This window comes from Daejeonella sp., assembly GCF_037719425.1.
Classification (GTDB): domain Bacteria; phylum Bacteroidota; class Bacteroidia; order Sphingobacteriales; family Sphingobacteriaceae; genus Daejeonella.
On record NZ_JBBJNI010000059.1, the window covers coordinates 1 to 23,048 of the forward strand.

The window sequence follows — 23,048 nt, forward strand, 5'->3', positions numbered from 1 at the left end:
AACCGTTTGTCCTAATCCATGAAACTAAAACTCAGCGTTTTTTGGCGTCCTTGGGAAAGGAATCACGTCCCTGATATTAGTCATACCCGTAACAAACAACACCAGGCGCTCAAATCCAAGTCCGAAGCCGGAATGCGGAGCTGTTCCATAGCGGCGCGTATCTACGTACCACGACATTTCCTTATTGGGTATATCAAGATCTGCCATTCTTTTTTCCAGTTTGTCAAGACGTTCCTCGCGCTGTGATCCGCCGACGATCTCACCTATGCCCGGAAATAGGATATCCATTGCCCTAACTGTGGTCCTTCCTTCTGCATCAGGCTCGTTCAAACGCATATAGAACGATTTAATCTCGGCAGGATAATCTGTTAGTATTACAGGTTTTTTGAAGTGCTTCTCTACAAGGTAACGCTCATGTTCTGATTGGAGGTCGGCACCCCATTCATCAATAAGATACTTGAATTGCTTTTTCTGGTTAGGCTTGGAGCTTCTTAAGATACTAATTGCTTCAGTATAAGTCAGGCGTTCAAAATCATTGTCAAGACAGAAATTCAATTTTGCTAACAGGTCAAATTCAGAACGTTCGTTCTGCGGCTTTTGCTTTTCTTCTTCCAGCAAACGGGATTTGAGGAATTCAAGCTCATCAGAACAGTTGTCAATAGCGTATTTAATCAGGTACTTTAAAAGCTCTTCCGCCAGATCCATGTTATCATTCAGGTCGCAGAAGGCCATCTCAGGTTCTATCATCCAAAATTCTGCCAGGTGACGGGTAGTATTGGAATTTTCTGCCCTGAATGTTGGACCGAAGGTATATATATCGCCAAAAGCCATTGCCGCCAATTCACCTTCCAGCTGACCGGATACTGTCAGGTTGGTAGCTTTACCAAAGAAATCTTCTTTATAGTTTATCGTTCCGTCTTCGTTACGAGGAATGTTGTCAGGATCAAAAGTAGAAACCCTGAACATTTCGCCAGCACCTTCGGCATCGGAAGCCGTGATGATAGGGGTATGCATGTAAACAAATCCCTTATCATTAAAGAACTTATGGACGGCATAAGCCAGAGCATGCCTCACTTTAAATACGGCATTGAAGGTATTTGTGCGAAAGCGCAGGTGGGCTATCTCACGCAGGAACTCAAGGCTATGCTTTTTTGGCTGCAAAGGAAATTTCTCAGCATCACTATCACCAAGGATCTCCAGCTTGCTTACTTTAATCTCCACGCGCTGGCCTTTCCCAAGTGACTCAATAAGAGCGCCCTCGATAGATATTGCAGCTCCGGTGGTCAATCTCTTAAGCAGGCTCTCATCGGTTGAATTAAAGTCTACTACGGCCTGGATGTTGTTGATGCTGGATCCGTCATTAATAGAAATAAACTGATTATTTCTAAAAGTTTTTACCCAGCCCATAACAGTTACCTGTTGCCCAAATTCTGTAGTATTTAAGAGATCTTTAATCCGTGTACGCTTAGCCATGTGTTTTTATTGAGCTGCAAAAATACAAATCGTTCTGTTAACCGCAACTGGGAAGGAGAAAGTATCAAGTATCAAGACACAAGCGTGTCATCGAAAGAGAGCCTCAGCAACAAAGACTCTGTCTACGATTAGCATCGTTTAGCGATGACCATGAAATTTAACGGAAATCCACCCCCTGCCCCCAATGTCATTAACTTAAGATTTGTACGGCTGCTGTGGTCTAGACGAGTATACGGAGATTTTTGGAGGTTCCAGCCTCCGCTGGAATGACAATGCCGTGTGGGAGATATGGGGAGATTCCAGCCTTCGCTGGAATCTAAGTGATCTTTATCTGATAGTGTTTACGTTTTAATCGTGTCTTCTGGCGCGGTAATTTTATGGTACAATTCCGTGCTGCGATTCCCGGAAGGCGGGAATCTCCCGATTACCCTAAAAAGTTTTGTCATTCCCACGAAAGTGGGAACCTCCCGTCCCTTAAGTTAATGACATTGCCCCTGCCCCCGCCAGCGGCGGAAAGCGTGATGCCTAAAAGGCTGTAAGTCCTAAAATACGTTTACCGTATTTAATTTCATCACTAGGGAGTCCTTTCAACAAAAGATGTGTCCAAACAGTAGCTGCCGGCAGGCAGGCTGGAACCTCCAATTGCCTGTTTTTTAATAGTACATCGCTATATAAACCAGTGCTGGCATTAATTAATCACAGCCTTTCAGATCAGAGGTAACCTCCATCTGATCATAAAACCCCTGCTTGTTGCCAAACGAGTTAGTAACGTATACAATGATCTGTGCGATGTCGATATCAGGCAAAGAAGCATTCCCGGGCATTTCAGTTTCGTAACTCACATCATGAGCATCTGCTTTTTCAGAAAGGCCGTTTTTTATGATACAGGCTAGAATAGACTTGTTTTTAGATAGGCTAACGGTGTCTGTCAGGGGAGGATATAACCTGCCAAGGCCTTCGCCCTCTGCTCCGTGGCAATTCTGGCAGTTCTTTTCGTAAAGCCCTTTTCCATTAACAAAGTATCTTTGGTAATTGAGTTCCTGTTCATTGCTGCAGGCCTGAAAGAGTATTAGCCCTATGAATAAGAATGCTGAAATATAAAGCACCTTATTTCTCATTTAGCTTTTCTTCCGCAAGTAGCGTTTCCATATCAAGCATCATTTGCTTTACCTGGTCCCCTTTTGTCCCATCATAAGCTCCACGCAGCTGCTTTTTAGTGTCGACAAGAACAAACCAGCCCTGATGCACCAGGCCTTGCGGGTCTGCATTATCCTCGTAAGCTGCTACCAGGTAGCTTTTAGCTGAAATGTTAAAGATCGAATCTCTTGATCCGTTAACAAATGCCCATTTGCTGCTTTCCACACCAAGCTTAGTAGCATAGGCTTTTAGACGTGAGGGTACATCGTGTTTTATATCAATTGAGTGGGAAAGAATCTTAACGTTAGGATTATCCTTAAACTTTTTATAGACCTCCAGCATATTCCTATGCATAATTGGACATATGGTATTGCATGCTGTAAAGAAGAAATCAGCGATATAGATCTTATTGTCAAAATCCTTGTCGCTAATTACAACGTTATCCTGATTAAGATAACTGAAAGGCGGGATGGTCTGGTAAACTGTATCAACAACAGTTTTTCCGTCAACCGTATTTTCAACTGGTTCACGCTGTCCTAAGATGGGAAGCTTCTTTTCAGTTTTATTGGAGCAGGACTGAAGAATAAATAATGCAAGCAAAAACAACAATGTCTTTTTCATGCCGCAAATATACTCCCTTCAGGATAATAACGTTGCGCTTAAGCCGTCAGATCTGCCATAATTTTGTCTATCTTCTCGTCCTGCTCCTTGTTCTTTGCCGCAAAATCACCCTTGCTCTTTAACTCCGTTTTTACACTACAGTAAAACTTGATCTTAGGCTCAGTTCCCGACGGCCGCGCTGATATAATGCAGCCATCTTCTGTAATAAATTGCAACACATCAGATTTAGGATAATCCAGCTTCTTCGAGCTGCCTGAAATGACATCAGTTTCCTTACCAAGCTCGTAATCTTTGAGGGTCACTACTTTGGAACCACCAAGGCTAAGTGGTGTATTTGTGCGGAAGCTCTCCATCATTGCTTTTATCTCTTCGGCTCCTGTTTTACCCTTTTTAGTGATGGAGACGAGCTTCTCTTTATAGAACCCGTATTTTTGGTACATATCAAGCATCGCCTGGTAAAGGCTGCTTCCTTTGTCTTTATAGTAGGCCGTCATTTCAGCGATAAACGCGCAGGATATAACGGCATCCTTATCCCGTACAAGTTCACCCACGAGGTAGCCGTAACTTTCTTCTCCGCCAGCAATGAATGTTTTCTTGCCCTGAAGCTTAGTCATTAGAGCGCCAATCCATTTAAACCCTGTCAGTGTCTCATAGAAGTCCACATTTTTAGACTTAGCAATATCAATGATCAGGGGAGTGGTGACAATCGTTGAAACGATATACTCATTACCGGTTAATTTGCCCTGATCTTCCCAAACACTCAGCATGTAATTGATCAGCAAGCTGCCGGTCTGGTTTCCGTTAAGGAGGATAAACTCCCCATCCTCATTTTTGACAGCTATACCAACGCGATCGGCATCAGGATCTGTAGCTAATACAAGATCAGCATCTATTTCCGCAGCCTTAGCCAGGGCTAGGGTTAACGCCTCTTTTTCTTCAGGATTTGGGTAAACGACTGTAGGGAAGTTACCGTCAGGGGTGGCCTGCTCTTCTACTATAGTGACGTTTGTGAATCCGAACTGCTTTAGCGCTTTTGGTACCAGTGTTATACCAGTTCCATGAATTGGTGAGAAAACTATTTTAAGATCTTTCTGGCGTGCGATCGCATCCGGGGAAACCGAAAGCTCAGTGATCTTGTCTAAATACAGCTGGTCTATTTCATCACATATCAATTCGATATTTTCATCAACACGGTTAAACTTAACATTGTCGATGCTCCCTACCGCCGCAACTTCGTCCATTACCATCTTGTCGTCGGGTGCTGTAAACTGCCCGCCATCGGCACCATATGCTTTATACCCGTTATATTCTTTAGGGTTATGAGATGCAGTGATCATCACGCCGCTTTTACAGCCCAAATGCCTGATGGCAAAAGATAGTTCAGGAGTAGGGCGGAGCTCCTTGAAAAAGTAAACATGGATGCCATTTGCAGAGAAAACCTCTGCTGTAACATTCGCAAGGAAATCCGACAAGTTCCGGCTATCATGAGCGACAGCAACCTTAATCTTCTCGCCCGGGTATTTCTTAAGAAGGTAATTGCACAAACCCTGGGTAGCCGAGCCGATAGTATATTTATTGACGCGGTTTGTTCCCGGCCCCATTGTTCCCCGAAGTCCCCCTGTTCCGAACTCCAGATCACGATAAAAGGAATCTGTTAGCTCTGTATATGACTGTTTATCGAGTAAATCTTGAATTCTGGATTTGGTATCAGCATCATAGCTGCCTTCCAGCCATTGATTTATTCTATTTGAGACAGATGGTTCTAAGTTTTGCATGAAATTGTGATTCTTTTCCTAATATATTTCTAGATAACCGCGAATTAGAGTCTTTGTTGCCAATTAAGTTCAACTAATGGCAGAATTTTAGCGTCTTTTTCTTATTTTTAGCCGCGCATTGCACAAGTATAAAAATCATTTGCTGCAATCTAAAATTCAACAATTAAATGAAGGTACTAAAGTTCGGAGGAACGTCAGTCGGCAGTCCCGATCGCATTAAAAAATTATTAGACATTATCCAACCGCAGGATAGACAAATTGTTGTCCTATCTGCAGTTTCAGGAACTACCAACAGCCTCCTCGAGATCGCCGAGGCTTATCTGGCCGGAGATAAACAGAAGGCTTCTGATCTCACCAATGTCCTCAAGGATAAATATGACATCTTTATCAAGGAGCTTTTTTCTACTGAAGAAGGACTGGAGAATGGAAAGGAACTGATTGAGTATCATTTCAACCTTATTTCATCTTTCGCCAACGAGCATTTTACGACAATAGAGGAAAAGGTCATCCTTGCACAGGGTGAGCTGATTTCAACAACATTATATCATATATATCTTACAGAAATAGGTGTAAGATCACGGCTCCTTCCTGCATTAAATTTCATGAAGATCGATGAGGATAACGAGCCTGTAATCGAATATATTACTGAACACCTGCAGCCCCTTATCGATGAAGATCCGTCCGAGACGTTATTTATCACCCAGGGATATATTTGCAGAAATGCATTTGGTGAAGTTGATAATTTGAGAAGAGGAGGCAGTGATTATACCGCTTCTCTTATAGGAGCTGCAATCCGTGCGGAAGAGGTCCAGATCTGGACTGATATCGACGGTATGCACAATAACGACCCGCGGGTTGTTAAGGGAACAAAGCCAATTGCCCAGTTGTCGTTTGATGAAGCTGCCGAGCTGGCCTATTTCGGCGCTAAGATCCTTCATCCCCAAAGTGTTTTCCCTGCCCAAAAATATAAGGTGCCGGTTCGCTTGCTTAACACGATGGAGCCTGAGGCTGGCGGAACACTCATAACTAATGACAGCGAGCGGGGGAAAATAAAATCCATTGCCGCTAAGGATGGAATTACAGCGATCAAAATCCAGTCGAGCCGGATGCTTCTTGCCTATGGTTTCTTAAGACGTGTTTTCGAAGTTTTTGAGAGATACAAAACTCCAATCGATATGATCACTACATCCGAAGTGGCTGTATCTGTTACTATCGACGAGACGCGTTACCTTGACGATATTATAAAGGAGCTGAATAATTTCGGTACGGTTGAAGTGGACAGTAATCAAACCATAGTTTGTGTTGTAGGCGACTTTGGTGCCGACAAGCACGGCTATGCGTCGCGTGTTTTCGAGGCGCTGAAGCATATTCCTATCAGGATGATATCTTATGGCGGAAGCAGCTATAACATTTCAATGCTGCTAGACGACAAGCATAAGGTTGAAGCACTTCGCTCACTTCACAGTCGTTTATTTGAATAACCTTGCATCAGTTCAGCCCAAAAGGCTGATAGAAAATAGATATGTTAGATCAGAACACATTAACGCGTTTTGAGGCGTTAGAGACCCCGTTTTATTATTATGATTTAGAGCTGTTGCAGAGGACATTAGCTTCCTGCAAATCTGCTGCAGACAAGTATGGGTTTCATGTACATTATGCTTTCAAAGCTAATTTCAACGAGCGCGTACTGAAAGCCATACAACAAATAGGATTCGGCGCAGATTGCGTGAGTGGCAACGAAGTCAAAAAGGCAATAGAGATTGGATTCGATCCGGGTAAAGTTGTGTTTGCTGGCGTTGGTAAAGCGGATAGGGAGATAATTGAAGGATTAGACAATAATATCTACTGCTTTAATGTAGAGTCGGTCCAGGAACTTGGAATTATTAACGAGCTGGCTGCTAAACGCGGAAAAACTGCCCGTGTAGCTATAAGGATCAATCCTAATGTTGATGCACACACGCACCATTATATTACTACCGGCCTGGAAGAGAATAAGTTTGGTGTTAATCAGTGGGAGCTTAAAGCATGCGTGGAGGAGTTAAGAAAGTCGGCGAATCTAAAACTGATTGGTATCCATTTTCATATTGGTTCGCAGATAACAAATCTTGATATATTTAAGAGCCTGTGTGTGAAGGCAAACGAACTCAGCCAATGGTTTGAGGAGCATGGTTTTCAGCTGGAAATATTGAATGTTGGCGGCGGCTTTGGGGTAGATTATCATAATCCAGATGAAGCAGCTGTTAATGACTTTGAGAGCTACTTCGAGATATTCGATAAGTTCCTCGACCGAAAACCTAACCAGGAGGTACATTTTGAGTTAGGCCGGGCTTTGGTTGCTCAATGCGGTAACCTGGTCAGCCGGATATTGTATGTAAAGAACGGACTGAAAAAGAATTTCCTCATCCTTGATGCTGGAATGACCGAATTGATGCGGCCGGCACTCTATCAGGCCTATCACAAAATAGAGAATGTTAGCGCTGATAAGAACGGAGAAACAGTGAAGTACGACGTAGTCGGGCCCATCTGCGAAAGCACAGACTGGCTGGGCAAAGAAGTTGAGCTTCCTGTATCTAAACGGGGCGATATCGTTGTACTTAGAACAGCTGGTGCGTATGGCCAGGTAATGGCGTCCGGTTATAATTTGCGGGATATTGTAAGGTCGGAGTATTCGGGGTAGGAGAATTAAGTATCGAGTAGTTAGTATCTAGTATCAAGACCGGGGGCATAGAAATTTTGGCACCTATGCATTATCGTAACCTAAATATACTTCAGGGCCGTAATTTAATATAAGCAAGATAATCATATCCGTCTTCTTTACTGATACTGAGGTAGTAGGTTTGCTCTTTAGGCACTTCGAAACATAACCATCCTGTTTTCTTTATTTTAGGCCCACACTCTTCTACAGAAATTAATTTAGAACCGTCCAAACTCAACGCTGTACTACCTTCGGGCGAGATATTGTATTGATTACCATCCTCATCTCTTAAACTGAATTGCCCATTATACAATTTTCTTGGTTCGTAGCTTTCGTTAGTATAATCTAGTTTAATGATGTAATAGACCCCGTCAGCAGTTTTATAATTGTAATCGGTTCCTAATTCTTTATTAAATCCGGTAGCTCGTATTTTGAATTTAAAATCATTAACTCTGACCGTATCGGTAGCTAAATATTGTGCCGGTGTGGATAAAGTTGAAACACTGTCTGTGGGTTCTATATTTACAGTTTCTGAAGATCCACAAGCGGATAAACTTAGGAGTATCACTCCCAGGATATAATTTCTCATTTGTCGTAGATTGAGATAAAAAAGACGCAGCTGATAAATCTTATTTTATGTTTTTTCTTGTAAATATCGAAAAAGTATAACTTATTTGCCCAGATATTATTTACTATGGATTACGAACGATTTCATAAACCAATATTACAAGCTTTTGCTGAATCGCCTTTAGCTATTTTAAGTGTACAAATAGAATTTGAAAATCGCTTATCTGAATTTATAGTGGAAGAAACTAGTGTTAAATTGTGGTAGCATTACTAAAGTTACGCATTATATATCTGAGAGAGGACCGGGTGACGATAATGTACAGGTGCCGAAATTTTAAAAGGGAATTAGCTCTTTTGAAAGCCGGCAGTAAACTGTTATATTAGGATTAAAGTAGTCTTTGGTACCTTGTGGGGTAATGCCCAGTTAAGGCTTAGTCAATGCTAAGCTAACCTTTCAACGTAGGATCAACGTAGGATCAACGTAGGATCAACGTAGGATCAACGTAGGATGAACGTAGGATGAACGTAGGATGGTGAACGCTTAGCTTATGCTTAAAAGTGAGCATGAGTTGGGCTAGCCTCAAGGTTGCTCTGGCTATGAGATTAAAAACGTGATTATGGCGCGTATTAAAAAAAACGTTCTTGTGCAAGGCCTCAGCGGTCAGATAAGCAAGCAAGTAGTGTTAAAAACCTACGGGGATAAGACTTTTTTATCCAGTTATCCGGACATGAGCAATGTTACGTTTAATGAGAGCCAGAAGGCTGAACAAAGCTTGTTTGCGAGAGCAATAGCTTATGCTAAGTCTATTATTAGAGATCCTCAAAAGAAAGCAGCTTTCCAGGCTACTATCGAACCTGGTCGCAAAGTGTATAATGCTGCGATATCAGCCTATCTGAAGGAGCACAAGAACAATAACGGCTGATTCCATGGGAGCCTATTTCCCAGAATCGTGAATAAGTTAAAAAGGACTATCCGTGCTATTATCCGCCCAGTCTTGCTACCTGATACTTGCTACCTGATACTTCTTTCTTTGCTATTCAAAAGCACTAATTCCCGTTACATCCATCCCTGTAATCAATAAGTGGATATCATGAGTTCCTTCATAAGTAACTACGGATTCCAGGTTCATCATATGGCGCATCACCGGGTATTCTCCGGTAATTCCCATTCCTCCCAGGATCTGGCGTGCTTCGCGGGCGATATTCATTGCCGTTTCCACACTGTTACGTTTAGCCATGGAGATCTGTGCAGGTGTTGCGCGGTTCTCGTTTCTTAATACACCGAGCCTCCATACCAGCAGCTGGCCTTTTGTGATCTCGGTGATCATTTCAGCCAGTTTCTTTTGCTGTAATTGGAATCCGCCAATAGGACGGCCAAATTGAATGCGTTCTTTTGAATAACGCAGTGCAGTGTCGTAGCAATCCATAGCAGCACCGAGAGCTCCCCAGGCGATGCCATAACGAGCCTGGTTAAGACAACCCAGCGGACCTTTCAGGCCGGAGACATTGGGCAGCATATTTCCTTTAGGGATTTTAACATTATCAAATACTAGCTCGCCACTGGCTGATGCCCTGAGGCTCCACTTGCCGTGGATCTCGGGAGCAGTAAAGCCTTCCATTCCTTTTTCTACGATCAGTCCTTTTATAACGCCTTCTTCATTCTTAGCCCATACAATAGCGATATCGGCAAAGGGAGAGTTGGAGATCCACATCTTAGCGCCGTTAAGCAGATAATGGTCGCCTTTATCTTTAATATTGGTTGTCATGCTGCCCGGGTCAGAACCATGATCAGGTTCAGTCAAACCGAAACAGCCTATAAACTCACCGGAAGCCAGCTTGGGTAAATACTTCTTCTTTTGTTCTTCAGAGCCATAGGCGTATATAGGATACATCACTAAAGAGCCTTGTACAGATGCGGTAGACCGGATCCCTGAATCGCCACGCTCGATTTCCTGCATGATCAATCCATAAGAGATATAGTCAAGACCGGCCCCGCCATATTCAGCGGGAATAGTAGGACCGAAGGCGCCAATATCAGCAAGGCCCGGTATCAGGTGCTTAGGGAATTGTGCTTTCTGGGCGAAATCCTCAATCACCGGACTAACTTCTTTCTTCACCCAGTTGCGCACACTATCGCGAACAAGCTTATGCTCGTCGCTTAGTAATTCATCTATCAAATAGTAGTCAGGAGCTTCATACAGATCTTTTTTAGATGATCTGTGTATCGCGTTAAGCTTTTCAGTTTCTGATGGCATAAGGAATTCTTTTCGCAAAACTAATAAAATATGAGGAACGAGAGCAGGCTATAAAGCGGAAAGCTTAAAGCTTGAAGCTTAAAGCTGTTCGCTTCCGGCTTTCCGCTTCCGGCTTTCCGCTTTTATATTTCCACCGAAGAAACCCCCGCTTTCACCGAATATTTGTCTCGTCCTGCCAATTAACAATAGGCCAGGGGTGGATACAGCGGTACATTTGATCAACAAAACAAACAAAGAAAGTTTAAACCAAACAATTATGAAAACTATATACACTCTATCAACTATCGTACTTATCGCAATGACATTAAACAGTTCAGCTGACGATAAAATTAAGAACAGAGAGAATTCATCTCCAGTTTCTGTTGCACCTTTCATTTGGGGAGACCCTGAGGAAGAAGCTCCAGCGAGTTTATCGGAAGAGAACAATGTTCTGGTACCCGTGGCACCCTTTGTTTGGGGTTCTCCTGACGATGCTTTAAGTGTGAGTGAAATTAACAGGTTATCTGTCCCTGTAGCGCCATTTATTTACGGAAATCCCGATAACGAGGCGCCAGAAGGACTGGGATATATCGAAGTGAAAAACGCAAAAGTACCGGTAGCACCATTCGTTTTAGGAGATCCGGATACTGATGTACCGGCTGAAATTGTTGTTCTTGAAAACTGAAAACTGAAAGTTGAAGCTAACTTGGATCCCCTAAGACGATCTTCGTAACTCTTTCAGCTTTCAGTTTTCACCTTTCAGCTTTCAGTTTTTCACAGGCCTGCCCAGCATCCATCCGGCAACAGCACCAGCAGCAGCCATCATAATAGCAGAGCAAAGTGCATCAATAAAGATTCCCTCAATAGGAAACATATTCATTTGACCGAATACGATAAAGCAAGATCCAAGGGCGTACAAAAAGAATGCTATAGCCGCGTAGGTAGCGCCCCTGGCAGCTGTTACCACACCGGCTGAATTTAAGAGCCAGGCCAGTAATATTCCCCAGATCACACTTCCTACTCCAATTGCCCAGATGTCCCCCGGATCTTTCATAAGTCCCGGGTAGGTGGGCATCGCGGATGTAAAATAGTTGTCCATAATGATCCCATAGATCAAGAAGCCTGCGAAGAAAGCAACAATACCTGCTACAATCCCGCTAATTAATGTTTTTGTGTTCATGTTGTTGTGGTTTTGTGTTTAGTTAATAGAAAATTAATATTTTACTATGACAAATGCAATAGCTAGTTATATCTTTACATTATGGTTTGGAAAATAGTAAAAGACGAATTACCTGAGCAGGCAAAAGATGTGCTTTTGTTTGACGGCGGACAGATATATTTTGGGTATTACAGTGAAAAGTATCACAAGTTTGTTGTGGCAAATGATAAGGTCTCTCTGGAAGACTTTACTCATTGGATGACTCTGCCAGCTTTCCCTTCAAAATCCTAAAGGGACACCGGTCTTGCCGATGTAACACCATTTTATAGGTAGTTGTTATTTGCCCGGCATTGTTTTTGCAGAATAGCCGGACATGCTGTTGACCTGCTTTCACCTCAAATGAAGCATGCAGACATCGTAATAATTACGTCTAATATGAAGTTTAAAATAATATTAGCCTTGTTGGTGCCTTTTCTGTTTTGCATACCCTGTATGGCACAGAGCGCTGATGCAGTGCTTGGTGTGTGGCAAAGCGGACATGGAAGCGTCAGAGTACGGATCTTTAAGACCGGCGAAAATCATAACGGGAAGATAGTTTGGCTCAGAGAAGAGAATGATGAAGCGGGCAAGCCTAAAACCGATCAAAATAATCCTTCGGAGTCTCAGCGTAACCAGCCACTTATTGGCGTTGAAGCTTTAAGTGATTTCACTTATAAAGGTGCCGGAGTATGGGAAGGCGGGACGGTTTATGATCCGCGATCAGGCAAAAAGTATAGCTGTAAATTATCTATCAGCGAAAGCGGTGCTTTGGAGATCAGAGCTTTTATGGGTATCAGCTTAATAGGCATGACCCAGGTATGGACCAGAGTTAAATAGAGAATTGCTTAGAATAACCTACCAATCACACTTGTAAGTTTAACTTGACATAAAATGATAGACAAGACTCCTATTAAAATTATTGCTTTAATTGTTATTCCGCTCGCATTAGCCGTTGCGTTCCGTGTCTATAAAGGAGGCAAAGACGACAAATCAGGAAAAGGATCAGAGAAATCGGAGAAGACTGATCTTCTTGATGTTGATAAAGACCAGGATGCAAAGGTTCTTATCAGCTGGATCTTACCGAATGAACTGCATGAGGTTTCCGGTATTGCATGGCTTGACGCGGACCACTTTGCCTGTGTCCAGGATGAAGCTGGGACAGTGTACTTGTATAACACTCGTCAGAATAAAATAGACAAGGAGATTCCATTCGGGCCGAAGGGAGATTACGAAGGGGTTGCCGTCGTAGGAAACACAATATACGTCTTGCGTGCAGATGGGGTAATATTCGGTGTTGAAAATTATTCAAGCGATCAGCGAAAAGTTAAAATGTATACAACTACGCTCGCCAAGAAACAGGATAGTGAAAGCCTTGCCTATGACAAGAAAAATAACAGACTACTTGTAGCGGTAAAGGCAGCTGATCCTGGTAGCCAGGATTACAAAGGCATTTATGCATTTAACCTTGGAACAAAGACGATGTCAGAGACACCAGTTTATAAGATTGATCTCAACCATTCGATCTTTGAAGATGCTAAGAAGGCTAAAAATGCAATCAATCCTTCCGACATAGATATTCATCCTAAAACTGGAGAAATTTATGTGCTGGAGGGTACAAAACCCAAGCTTCTAATTATGAGTGCACAGGGCGTAATACGGTCGTTATATAAACTGAAAGGCCCTGATTTTCCTCAGCCGGAAGGCTTGTCGTTTGGCCCGGATGGAAAGATGTATATATCTAACGAGGGTGGTGACGGTGAGGGAAATATACTACAGGTCGAGCTGAAAAATAAATAGTCGCCGCTTGTTGATCAAAGCCGAATTACCGGACATTATGAGATGGAATGAAAGGCTTTAAATGCATTTAAACATCATTATTAAAAAATTTAGCAATTACAAAAGCAGTTAAGGAAACTTTTTTGTCCTATAGATGTTGAGGTATTAACTATTTATTAACTAAACAGAGATTCAATGGAAACCCTTAAACCAATTAACCTAAAAAGCTTGTCAGCAATCTTTTTTCTAACCCTTACCAGTTTAATGGTAAATGCACAGGATAGCACAAGCTCGTCTACAACAACGCGATCCAGCAGTTCGGTAACTACAGAAACTACAACCGTGGAGCCTTGGGTATGGATCGTAGGAGCAGCAGTTCTTATAATCATAATTGTTGCTTTAGTGCGTAGTAACAGCAGCAGCACTGCTTCTAGTTCAGGAACGACAGATCGCGTTACAGTAACTAAAAAGGTTGAGCGCGAAAATGATGTTTAAATCTTTCACGATTTAACCTGGCCAGACGCCAAATAAAAAGCCCGGATATCTATTAGATATCCGGGCTTTTTATTTGGGGGGTAATATCTATTGGGCGATAACTTTGATAAGTGATCCCTGTGCAACGCGGTCAGTTAAGTTCATTCCGTTGAGTATTGAAACTTCTTCCAGGCGATTTTGAGGGACACTGTAACTGGTTAGCGCCTGTTGCAGAGTTCCGGCCTGCTTAACAGATTTTATTCTTACCCGATCAGCTAGCTTATTGATCTTTTGAGCATCACTAAGTTGTCTGAAACTCTTCATGCTCTGAGAGAAATATTGAGCATAGTTATTAAAGTCGTTGGGAGATGAAGCTCCAAGTATCATATAAATATTTCCTCCATATTCGATCAGGTAGGTCATAGTCCTGGCGCTAGAAGCCTGTCCTTGTTGCTGTGGTTTTACATCAGCTACCATATAGATAGCGTTCAGGCCATTCACGCTTACCCGGTTGGATTCAAGTACCTGTAAATTATTTTGCTGAACCACGGCATTTGCAGCCTCATCAAGAGATTTTGCCGGTGCCAGGGTCATCATCATCAAAGCTCTGCCGTCTTTTGGTGCCATCTGCACACGCTGCGGGGTGTTTTCGTAGTTCCAGCCTTGAGGTACGGCAAACTGAAATTTCAACGCAGGATGATAAAATACGTTGTTTTCCAGGTAACCACCTTTTGGATCTTCACCATAAATAATTCCATCAATCTTTCTCAGGTAACTATCGCGATTAATCTGGGGATTGGTAAGGTTTAACTTTTTCTTCCATTCCACAGATAAATTATTGACTGCAACATTCCTGTCGGCCGGATTTGGGTGTGTAGATAAAAAGTCAGGAAGCTCTCCTTTTCCGGTTCCTGCACTTTTCCTTTCCAGCGTGTTAAAGAAACCAGCCATCTCTGATGCATCGTATCCTATTTTAGTTGAGTACTCGACGCCCAGATCATCCGACTGGCGCTCAGCATCTCTGCCAAACTTTAGAAACAGCACGCCTAGTCCCTGCGATAAAGGTTGAGCAAATTCGCCGAGCTGAGGAACCAGTATCATACTGCCAATCAATCCAACTTGTCCGAGCATAGCTTTAGCTTGCTGCGATACGGTATGCCTTGCTGTTATATGTCCTATTTCATGTCCCAGGACACCCGCAAATTCAGCTTCATTATTAAAGTGAGCCATTATTCCTCTTGTAAAGTAAACATAGCCACCTGGAACAGCAAAAGCGTTCAAAACTTCAGAATCAACAATCTTAAATTCGTATTGAAGGTTTGGACGGTGCGACACAGCTGCCATAGCTTTGCCTTTCTGTGTAATAAAGGCCTGAAGATCCGGGTCTTCATACAGGCCATATTGTGCTATGATCTGGGGATCTGCTTCTTTTCCCATTGCAATTTCCTGCGCCTCAGACATCAGGACAATTTGCTTTTTCCCCGTTACGGGATTCACTGCGCAGGCATTAACCAGAAACAGTGAGCCGGTTAAAAAGCCAAATAAAATAGATCTTTTCATAGTAAGTGTGAGTAAGCGTTTTAAGTAAATAATTAAGTGATTAGTTAGTATTTTAGTTGAATGCCGTTAGGCTCCTTTGCGGGAACTCAGGCTCTCCATTAATTGAGAGTATAAGTCGTCGCTCGAAGCCTTTTCTGGTTTAAGCTTTTTGATGGACGGCCTTTTACCCTTCGCCTTTGCCTTGATGATCTTAAGCAGGTCGCTTGTATATTCATCCTTAAACTGGTCTATTTTAAATTTCGACGTATATTGATCTATAAGTGCCAGGCCGACATCCAGCTCCTTTTTGTTGATACTTATATCAGTCGGGGTCAGGATATCTTCCATTGATCTTATCTCTTCTGCGAACCTGATCTTGCTGATTACGATCACTTTATCCAGTGCATGAAGTACACACAAATTTTCGGTGCTGCGAAGTACAAACCGGCCGATTCCGGCTTTCTTTGACTTTAACAGTGCCTGAAGTAAAAGGGCATAAGCTTTCCTTCCCTGCGTTTCCGGTTCGGAATAATAAGAGGTTTCATAATAAATTGGGTTGATTTCGTCTATACCAACGAAATTTTCCAATTCAATCATCTTAGTCTTTTCAGGACTGGCATCTTCGAAATCCTGATCATCAAGAATAACATAATCATCGTCAATGGCATATCCTTTAACGATCTTTTCATAGGGAACTTCTTTTCTGGTTTTCTCGTTGATCCGTTGGAACTTTATTCTCGAATGATCTCTGCCGTCAAGCATATCCATATCCAGGCTGCTGTTTTGAACGGCTGAGTATAATTTTACCGGGATGTTTACAAGGCCAAAACCTATTGAACCTTTCCAAATTGCTCTCATAATATAAGGCTCTTTAGATTGAACATTCTAATAATGAAATGGTTTGCCCATTCCCCCAGGACCAGAAATTACTTTGCCGGTTTGATCCGGCATTTTACCGAGTATCTGATTGGCTTAACCTAATAGTCGTTGGAGGGTGAAGGGTGTGAAGGTACTTTTGATCAAACAAACAACAAACCCTATCATGAAACACTTAATAATTTTAGTATCAGCATTAGTATTTATGTCAGCATCTGTTCACGCCGACGATTTCAAAAAGACTAGAAAAAATAAGAATCAGGCAGTCGCAGCAGCACCTTTTGTATGGGGAGATCCGGCTGAAGATGTACCTTTGGAACTGGCAGCACCAGATGTTGCGAAAATGCAGGTTCCTGTCGCGCCTTTTGTATGGGGAAGCCCGGAAGACGTATTTCAGATAGTTGAAAGCATCAAGCTGAAGAACGCGGCAGTTCCGGTTGCGCCGTTCGTCTTCGGAAGTCCGGATGAGGAAATTTCTCTTGATCTGTAAACGTCTTTAACAGTCCGGAACAGTTAAGTAACGATGTGGGGGTCGCAGTCCTGCTACAACTCTCTGACCCAGATATTTCTAAAGCTTATAGCCAGGCTAGGATCGCCATGGTCCTGCAATTTGATCGGAGTAGGCCCGTGTTTTTTATAAACCGGTGCACCGATGTAAGCAGTTTCTCCTTTGAGCTCGATATTGTTCTGAATGAGAACCCCATTATGCAGAACAGTAACTCTCGCTGGAGATTTGACAGAGCCATCATCATTAAACACCGGTGCTGTCCATACCACATCATACGTTTGCCACTCACCAGGCTTTCTTGATGCATTTACCAAAGGAATAAATTGTTTATAAATGCTTCCAGCCTGACCGTTGCTATAGGTAACGTTATTATAAGAATCCAGAACCTGCAATTCATAACCTCCATCTCCGGTACCGGTTGATGCAAGAAATAGACCGCTGTTTCCGCGCGCTTGCCCATCACCGGTAATATTCACAGGGATCTTCCATTCAATATGAAGCTGATAATTTGTAAATGACCTTTTAGTTTGGATATTTCCAGTGCCTTTTTTGACAGTGAACATGTTATCAATAACCGTCCATTTGGCCGCTGATTTGTCCTTTACTGTCACCCAGTCATTCAGATTTTTACCATTAAATAAAATGATTGCATCATGCGGAGCGACCTGAGTATTTACCGGGGCAGCTATGATCTTCGGAACCGGGGTCCACACTTCTGTGTCTTTAGGATTTCCACCCTGAGCATTTGCGAGATGGGCTGTCAGCAATATAGCGGTAGTGAAACAGGAGAATTTTTTCATGGTCTGGATTTTAATGCAACCCAATATAACGAAACGAAACACTATGCTCAAAATACTTTATTTTTGTTTCATGGGAATGATCAGGCAAAAGGTAAGTTTAGAAGGTGTGCGATTTTTTGCATACCATGGTTTTTATCCTGAAGAGCAGATCCTGGGGACGGAATTTATTATTGACGTAGATACAGAGCTCGAGGTTTATTCAGCAGGAGAAGACGAAATCTCCAATACTGTGAATTACGAGAGGTTGTTCAATATCGTGTCTGAAGAAATGAAAACACCCCGTAAGCTTCTTGAAACTGTCGCCCATGCTATCCTTGAACAGATCAGGCATGAGTATTTAGCCGTTAAACACATTCGTGTGCTTATCCGTAAGATGCACCCCCCCTTGGGCGGGGACGTTAAGAATTCCGCAATAGAACTAACCTATAACCGCTAAATGGCATTTAACAGAATATCAGATCAGCTTCTTAAGCGATTTACTGAGATAGTAGGAGAAGAAAACATTTTTACGGATCGGGATAAGCTCGAGAAGTATGCTCATGATGAGACGGAAGATCTTGTTTTTTATCCTCAGGTTGCAGCAAGTCCGGTAAATGCCGGTCAAATTTCTGAACTATTGAAATTGTGCAGCGAGAACATGATACCTGTTACACCGCGTGGTGCCGGAACGGGACTTAGCGGCGGCGCACTGGCGGTTCATGAAGGTTTACTGATGTCAACGGAAAAACTTAATAAGATTATTGAAATAGATGAGCGAAACTTTCAGGCGACTCTTGAAGCCGGGGTTATAACCGAAGAGTTCATGAACGCAGCGGCCGAGAAGGGATTGTTTTATCCGGTTGACCCTTCAAGTAAAGGTTCTTGTTTCATTGGAGGTAATATCGCCCATGGAAGCGGCGGTCCAAGAGTTGTTAAGTACGGAACGATAAGGGAGTATGTTTTAAATCTGGAGGTAGTTTTGCCGGATGGGGAAATTATCTGGACCGGCGCCAACACCCTTAAATATGCTTCGGGATATAATCTTACGCAGCTGATGATCGGATCGGAAGGAACGCTTGGTATTGTCACCAAAGCGGTGCTGAAATTGATACCAATGCCTACTCAAAACCTGGTAATGCTCGCTTCGTTTCCTACTAACGAAGAAGCCTGTGCCGCTGTTTCATCTATATTTATGACCGGAGTTACTCCATCAACATTAGAGTTTATGGAAAGGAGAGGTGTCGAGTGGGTAATTGAATACGACCATTTTCAGTTTTATCTGAAACCCGGCATTGAAGCCTTTTTGATGATCGAAGTAGACGGTGACGATATGGATCTCTTAATGATCGAGGCTGAAAAGATTAACAGAGCATTGGAAGCCCATGGTTGTGCAGACGTTCTGCTGGCAGATACTTCGGCACAAAAGGAAGCTTTATGGCGGATGCGGCGCACTATGCCGCTGTCTGTGAAGTCGAATTCAATTTATAAGGAAGAAGACACTGTTGTTCCACGCGCTGAGCTGCCCAGGCTAATTCATGGAATAAAACAAATAGGTTTGCGTTTCGGTTTTGATTCTGTGTGTTATGGGCATGCCGGAGACGGCAATTTGCACGTTAATATTATTAAAGGAATTATGAGTGATGCCGACTGGAATACGAAACTTAAGGAAGGTATTCGCGAGATATTCGAGCTTACTGTTTCCCTCGGCGGAACAATATCCGGTGAGCATGGGATCGGTTTGGTACAGCGTGAATTTATGGGTATCAAATATTCGGAAGGCCATATGAATTTGATGCGGGGGATTAAAGGAGTATTTGATCCAAAAGGTATACTTAATCCGGGTAAAATATTCTAAAGAGGGAACGATTAGTTGCTAAACCTGAAATTCTGGAGATCGAACACTAGGAGTTTCAAAATCCCTCATTTTGTTCTTCTGGTATGCCGGGACAGGTACCGTCTTATTCAAATTATAATCATAAGCAACACAGCTCGTTAAACCCTTGGTGCAGATCTCTTCTTTCCCGTTGATCTTTTTTACAAGGATATATTCCACATCAAAGCTGCTGTTTCCAATCCTACAAGTTCGCACGTATGCATAAATCTCGTCATTGAGTAGAATCGGTTTTAGATATTCAATTTCCGATTTTCTGACGATGATTCCCACTTGTTTCCAATCCCACCTGATTATTTCTTTCCAATACACCGATCGGGCTATTTCGAAATAGGTTAAATATGTTGCATTATTCACATGCCCGAAAGCGTCGATGTCCGCGAATCGAATAGGAATTGATGTTTTATAATGATATCCCTCTATTGTGCACATGTCTCTCTGTCGTGTCTAAATTTAAAATAATGCCATTTTGTCATCGAACGGCTATGCATTCTGTACTGATAACACGATGGTATATCTATTGTTCTGTCCTCTGAGAAAATAATTACTAACAATTAGAGGATATAAAAATGACACTAGTAAAATTCACTAACGGGCAAAAAAATGGTGCCTTGAAATCACCTTATTCAGACGTTTTCGGTTCGCTTTTCAATCCGGAGCCATACTTGTCAAAAAGCTTAATTTCCCGTGTTCCCTCAGTTAACATAGGTGAACCGAGAATGAGTTTCATGTTGAGCTAGCGACGCCGGGATTGAAGAAAGATGATTTTAAGATCAATGTTGAAAAGGATCAGTTAACGATTTCTACAGATAAAAAGATAGACGCAGCAGCAGAAGCTGGGGCTAAGAAATACAACCGGAAAGAGTTTAACTATAATTCTTTTAAAAGAACATTCACTTTGCCTGAATCTGCCGACCAGGCAGACATACAGGCGGAATATACCGATGGGGTATTATTCGTAACACTCGCGAAAAAGGAAGAAGCTAAGATCCAGGTTAGAGAGATCTCAGTTAAGTAAATTTAAGTTTAGGTTTGTTGATTAGAAAGGCGGCTTGTTTATCAGGCTGCCTTTTCTTTTTTTCCAGTCAGCATCAAAAATTGTAGATTTGCCCCCATGCCGAGAGAAATTTTAGAAAATAAGCGGAAAGCGCTTAAAATAAACCTGGACGAAGCCATTTACGGAACATTTGCGGAAATTGGCGCAGGACAGGAGGTAGCTAGAAATTTCTTTACGGCAGGTGGAGCATCAGGAACTATTGCTAAAACAATGTCGGCATACGACATGGTATTTAGTAATTCCATTTACGGTGCAGAAGAATCAGGCAGGTATGTTTCTGAATCCAGGCTTGATAAGATGATCCGCCATGAGTACGGTTTATTGTCAGAGCGCCTTCATGGTCCGCAATATGAGAATAAAACTTTTTTCGCTTTCGCGGATACCGTTACTACCTTAAATTTTAATAAGACTAACGACCCGCATGGATGGCTGGGTATCCGCTTTCAGCTGACACCCGGCGGTGAACCTCATGAAATTGTCTTCCATGTCAGGTTGCTCGACAGTGATTCTAATCTTCAGCAGAATGTACTCGGCGTTCTCGGAGTAAACCTTGTTTATGCGGCTTACTATTACAACGATGATTTGCAGGCGATGATCGAATCGCTTGTAGATAATCTTTCAGTGGGATCTGTTGAAATTGACCTTATCAGCATTAACGGCCCGCAGTTTAAAAATGCAAACGACCGACTGGTTAATTTATATCTTATAGCAAAGGATTTTTCCGGTGCGGCCATCTTCGATCCAAAGGGTGAAGCCCGGCAGTCAAAAGATGTCCTTTACAAAAAGGACGTCATGATCCTTCGCACAAAATTTGGTCAGAAATCAACCCCTAATTTTGATTTGTTTAACCGTGCAGTTGAACAGTTTAAGCGGTCTCAAAAAGTGGATGATAAAAACATCGTCGTGCTGATAGAAGTCCTTATGACGAACTTTCTAGACGACACAGCAGAAATCGGCAATGAAGAACTGGAAAAATTTGCAAAGCGGGCAGAAGAGTTATGCGCTACCGGCAATCATGTGATAGTATCCGATTTTGCACGGAACCACAAGCTTGCTCAATACCTTTCAAGATGTAATCCCAAAAGTGTAGGTATCTCAACCAACATCTCCAATTTGAGAAATATTTTTAACTCTGAAAACTACAGCGAGAATTATACCGATGAACTGCTAGCCTATATAAGCGACCTGTTCAGTAAAAAGGCAAAATTATACGCTTATCCATATCTTGATAAAGCAAATAATCAGATCATCACTACCCGGAATATGCCCGTGTCAAAAGAGGCAAAACCACTATTCGAATTTCTGGTGCAAAACGGATATATTACTGATATTGATGAGTATGATAAGAAGGATGTGAAAACAGTGTAATGTGTTACCTGTTGCGAGTTGCGAGGACCGATTTAGACAATGGAAACGGGTGAGCTCACACTAAAGTGGGTATAAGGGCCGGTTGTACATGAATGGACTATTTGAGAATGAATTAAAACTAACCAAATAAAATAAATCATGAAAAACAGAATCTCCTACCTACCGCTTATATGCGGAGCTCTAATTCTATCATTTTGCAGCAAGGCTACTGATGTACCTGAGGTACAATCTAACAAGGCTGTTTCCAGTCCGGAAACGTCTGCTATTGCTGCCAGCACGTATGATGACCTGGTCCTATCTCATAACCCTTCTGGGTACTGGATGTTAACAAAAGGGTACCAGTCTGATGCGTCAGGCCATAATTTAACAGGCGCGTATTTTGGAGACGGCAGAGGCCAGGCGACGCTCCCCAATGGCGAAACCGCAAGCATTTTTAACGGTATAAATAATTATTTCCAGATCCCGGATAATAATCTCCTGGAGGTGACCAATACGGGCATTCTTACCATCGAGGCGTGGATGCGCCCGGACGTGCTTAATTATCCGGATACGGAAGGCGACGGTTACGTGCATTGGATGGGCAAAGGAACCGCATCAAACCACCTGTGGGTCGCCCGCATGTACAATGCAAACAGCCCCGACCGCCCGCAACGAATAAGCGGGTACTGTTTTAATTTAAGCGGAGGCCTTGGTGCAGGTTCGTACTTCCAGGATGCAACGTCAGTGGGCACCTGGATCCACTATACCTTAGTTATCAACACAGTCAACACCAGTTCTACCTACCCGACAGGATATACGAGGGTTTACAAAAACGGAGTGCTCCGTGATACAGACAGTTTAGAAGGATATTCTATCATTCCAGGAAATGGAACTGCTCCGATGCGGGTAGCAACAAGAGATTTGAATTCATTTTTTAAGGGTGCGATAGGGAAGGTGGCTGTATACGGCTATGAGGTATCAGCGGCGACATTGTTATCACATAATAATACGATGCGCGGCTTATAGCCCGGAGGTTTATAATAAAAAAAGCCATCTATCGGTGGCTTTTTTTATTCGTGCATAGTAAGAGGACATCACTTG

25 protein-coding genes are annotated in these 23,048 nt (G+C 42.6%); 14 read left to right on the plus strand and 11 right to left on the minus strand.

What is annotated here, in order from left to right; translation table 11 throughout:
- Positions 1–24: 24 nt before the first annotated feature.
- The 4 genes from asnS to WKF69_RS09565 all read right to left on the minus strand — a co-directional run bounded on the left by asnS (position 25) and on the right by WKF69_RS09565 (position 5,006).
- A complete protein-coding gene (gene asnS, locus WKF69_RS09550; RefSeq protein ID WP_340381394.1) occupies positions 25–1,473 on the minus strand; it encodes an asparagine--tRNA ligase in 1,449 nt (482 codons plus the stop codon).
- Positions 1,474–2,165: 692 nt separating this feature from the next.
- Positions 2,166–2,591: a cytochrome c gene (locus tag WKF69_RS09555; protein ID WP_340381396.1), complete on the minus strand. Its 426-nt coding sequence runs from the start codon at positions 2,589–2,591 to the stop codon at positions 2,166–2,168.
- A complete protein-coding gene (locus WKF69_RS09560) occupies positions 2,581–3,231 on the minus strand; it encodes an SCO family protein (protein ID WP_340381398.1) in 651 nt (216 codons plus the stop codon). The genes WKF69_RS09555 and WKF69_RS09560 overlap by 11 nt, the downstream gene beginning before the upstream one ends.
- Before the next feature lie 38 nt (positions 3,232–3,269).
- Positions 3,270–5,006 carry a phospho-sugar mutase gene (locus WKF69_RS09565; RefSeq protein ID WP_340381400.1) on the minus strand — a complete coding sequence of 579 codons (1,737 nt, stop codon included), beginning with the start codon at positions 5,004–5,006 and terminating at the stop codon, positions 3,270–3,272.
- A gap of 167 nt (positions 5,007–5,173) precedes the next feature.
- Here WKF69_RS09565 and WKF69_RS09570 point away from each other — a divergent pair, with 167 nt between their 5' ends.
- Positions 5,174–6,487 carry an aspartate kinase gene (locus WKF69_RS09570; protein WP_340381402.1) on the plus strand — a complete coding sequence of 438 codons (1,314 nt, stop codon included), beginning with the start codon at positions 5,174–5,176 and terminating at the stop codon, positions 6,485–6,487.
- 41 nt (positions 6,488–6,528) lie between these two features.
- Positions 6,529–7,683, plus strand: a complete 1,155-nt coding sequence (gene lysA / locus WKF69_RS09575; protein WP_340381404.1) for a diaminopimelate decarboxylase — start codon at positions 6,529–6,531, stop codon at positions 7,681–7,683.
- 91 nt (positions 7,684–7,774) lie between these two features.
- On the opposite strand, the gene WKF69_RS09580 is transcribed toward lysA, so the two are convergent.
- Entirely contained in the window at positions 7,775–8,290 is a 516-nt protein-coding gene (locus tag WKF69_RS09580; protein WP_340381406.1) for a DUF4352 domain-containing protein, read from the minus strand.
- A gap of 595 nt (positions 8,291–8,885) precedes the next feature.
- On the opposite strand from WKF69_RS09580, the gene WKF69_RS09585 reads away from it, so the two are divergent.
- Entirely contained in the window at positions 8,886–9,191 is a 306-nt protein-coding gene (locus WKF69_RS09585; protein ID WP_340381408.1) for a hypothetical protein, read from the plus strand.
- A gap of 111 nt (positions 9,192–9,302) precedes the next feature.
- Here the strand turns inward: WKF69_RS09585 and WKF69_RS09590 are convergent, their stop codons facing one another.
- Positions 9,303–10,523, minus strand: a complete 1,221-nt coding sequence (locus WKF69_RS09590) for an acyl-CoA dehydrogenase family protein (protein ID WP_340381410.1) — start codon at positions 10,521–10,523, stop codon at positions 9,303–9,305.
- 256 nt (positions 10,524–10,779) lie between these two features.
- On the opposite strand from WKF69_RS09590, the gene WKF69_RS09595 reads away from it, so the two are divergent.
- The gene (locus WKF69_RS09595; protein ID WP_340381412.1) at positions 10,780–11,187 is read left to right on the plus strand and encodes a hypothetical protein; all 408 of its coding nucleotides are present in this window, start codon (positions 10,780–10,782) and stop codon (positions 11,185–11,187) included.
- Between the two features lie 81 nt (positions 11,188–11,268).
- Here WKF69_RS09595 and WKF69_RS09600 read toward each other — a convergent pair whose 3' ends face one another.
- Positions 11,269–11,682, minus strand: a complete 414-nt coding sequence (locus tag WKF69_RS09600) for a hypothetical protein (RefSeq protein ID WP_340381414.1) — start codon at positions 11,680–11,682, stop codon at positions 11,269–11,271.
- A gap of 81 nt (positions 11,683–11,763) precedes the next feature.
- On the opposite strand from WKF69_RS09600, the gene WKF69_RS09605 reads away from it, so the two are divergent.
- From WKF69_RS09605 to WKF69_RS09620, 4 genes are all read left to right on the plus strand, one after another.
- A complete protein-coding gene (locus WKF69_RS09605; RefSeq protein WP_340381416.1) occupies positions 11,764–11,952 on the plus strand; it encodes a DUF551 domain-containing protein in 189 nt (62 codons plus the stop codon).
- 144 nt (positions 11,953–12,096) lie between these two features.
- Positions 12,097–12,537: a DUF2147 domain-containing protein gene (locus WKF69_RS09610; protein ID WP_340381418.1), complete on the plus strand. Its 441-nt coding sequence runs from the start codon at positions 12,097–12,099 to the stop codon at positions 12,535–12,537.
- 54 nt (positions 12,538–12,591) lie between these two features.
- Positions 12,592–13,497 (plus strand): SdiA-regulated domain-containing protein, encoded by a 906-nt coding sequence (locus WKF69_RS09615; RefSeq protein ID WP_340381420.1) that lies wholly within the window; start codon positions 12,592–12,594, stop codon positions 13,495–13,497.
- A gap of 174 nt (positions 13,498–13,671) precedes the next feature.
- On the plus strand, positions 13,672–13,971 hold the full coding sequence (locus tag WKF69_RS09620; protein WP_340381421.1) for a hypothetical protein: 300 nt from the start codon (positions 13,672–13,674) through the stop codon (positions 13,969–13,971).
- 87 nt (positions 13,972–14,058) lie between these two features.
- On the opposite strand, the gene WKF69_RS09625 is transcribed toward WKF69_RS09620, so the two are convergent.
- Together WKF69_RS09625 and WKF69_RS09630 are read right to left on the minus strand one after the other, a co-directional pair.
- Complete coding sequence (locus tag WKF69_RS09625) at positions 14,059–15,510, minus strand: M48 family metalloprotease (RefSeq protein WP_340381423.1); 1,452 nt, start codon at positions 15,508–15,510, stop codon at positions 14,059–14,061.
- A gap of 66 nt (positions 15,511–15,576) precedes the next feature.
- Positions 15,577–16,347 (minus strand): Ku protein, encoded by a 771-nt coding sequence (locus WKF69_RS09630; protein ID WP_340381425.1) that lies wholly within the window; start codon positions 16,345–16,347, stop codon positions 15,577–15,579.
- A 184-nt stretch (positions 16,348–16,531) separates the two neighbouring features.
- Between WKF69_RS09630 and WKF69_RS09635 the strand changes: the two genes are divergently transcribed.
- Positions 16,532–16,855 (plus strand): hypothetical protein, encoded by a 324-nt coding sequence (locus WKF69_RS09635; protein ID WP_340381427.1) that lies wholly within the window; start codon positions 16,532–16,534, stop codon positions 16,853–16,855.
- Positions 16,856–16,908: 53 nt separating this feature from the next.
- Here the strand turns inward: WKF69_RS09635 and WKF69_RS09640 are convergent, their stop codons facing one another.
- Positions 16,909–17,673, minus strand: coding sequence for a DUF1080 domain-containing protein (locus tag WKF69_RS09640; RefSeq protein WP_340381429.1), 765 nt, complete (start codon positions 17,671–17,673; stop codon positions 16,909–16,911).
- 43 nt (positions 17,674–17,716) lie between these two features.
- On the opposite strand from WKF69_RS09640, the gene folB reads away from it, so the two are divergent.
- Together folB and WKF69_RS09650 are read left to right on the plus strand one after the other, a co-directional pair.
- On the plus strand, positions 17,717–18,109 hold the full coding sequence (folB, locus tag WKF69_RS09645) for a dihydroneopterin aldolase (RefSeq protein ID WP_340381431.1): 393 nt from the start codon (positions 17,717–17,719) through the stop codon (positions 18,107–18,109).
- Complete coding sequence (locus tag WKF69_RS09650) at positions 18,110–19,507, plus strand: FAD-linked oxidase C-terminal domain-containing protein (RefSeq protein WP_340381433.1); 1,398 nt, start codon at positions 18,110–18,112, stop codon at positions 19,505–19,507. It begins immediately after the preceding gene.
- A gap of 18 nt (positions 19,508–19,525) precedes the next feature.
- On the opposite strand, the gene WKF69_RS09655 is transcribed toward WKF69_RS09650, so the two are convergent.
- Entirely contained in the window at positions 19,526–19,975 is a 450-nt protein-coding gene (locus tag WKF69_RS09655) for an acyl-CoA thioesterase (RefSeq protein WP_340381434.1), read from the minus strand.
- A gap of 319 nt (positions 19,976–20,294) precedes the next feature.
- Here WKF69_RS09655 and WKF69_RS09660 point away from each other — a divergent pair, with 319 nt between their 5' ends.
- From WKF69_RS09660 to WKF69_RS09670, 3 genes are all read left to right on the plus strand, one after another.
- Positions 20,295–20,561 (plus strand): Hsp20/alpha crystallin family protein, encoded by a 267-nt coding sequence (locus WKF69_RS09660; RefSeq protein WP_340381436.1) that lies wholly within the window; start codon positions 20,295–20,297, stop codon positions 20,559–20,561.
- A gap of 96 nt (positions 20,562–20,657) precedes the next feature.
- Positions 20,658–21,968 (plus strand): nicotinamide mononucleotide adenylyltransferase, encoded by a 1,311-nt coding sequence (locus tag WKF69_RS09665; RefSeq protein WP_340381437.1) that lies wholly within the window; start codon positions 20,658–20,660, stop codon positions 21,966–21,968.
- 138 nt (positions 21,969–22,106) lie between these two features.
- Positions 22,107–22,973 (plus strand): LamG-like jellyroll fold domain-containing protein, encoded by an 867-nt coding sequence (locus WKF69_RS09670; protein ID WP_340381439.1) that lies wholly within the window; start codon positions 22,107–22,109, stop codon positions 22,971–22,973.
- Positions 22,974–23,048 lie beyond the last annotated feature (75 nt).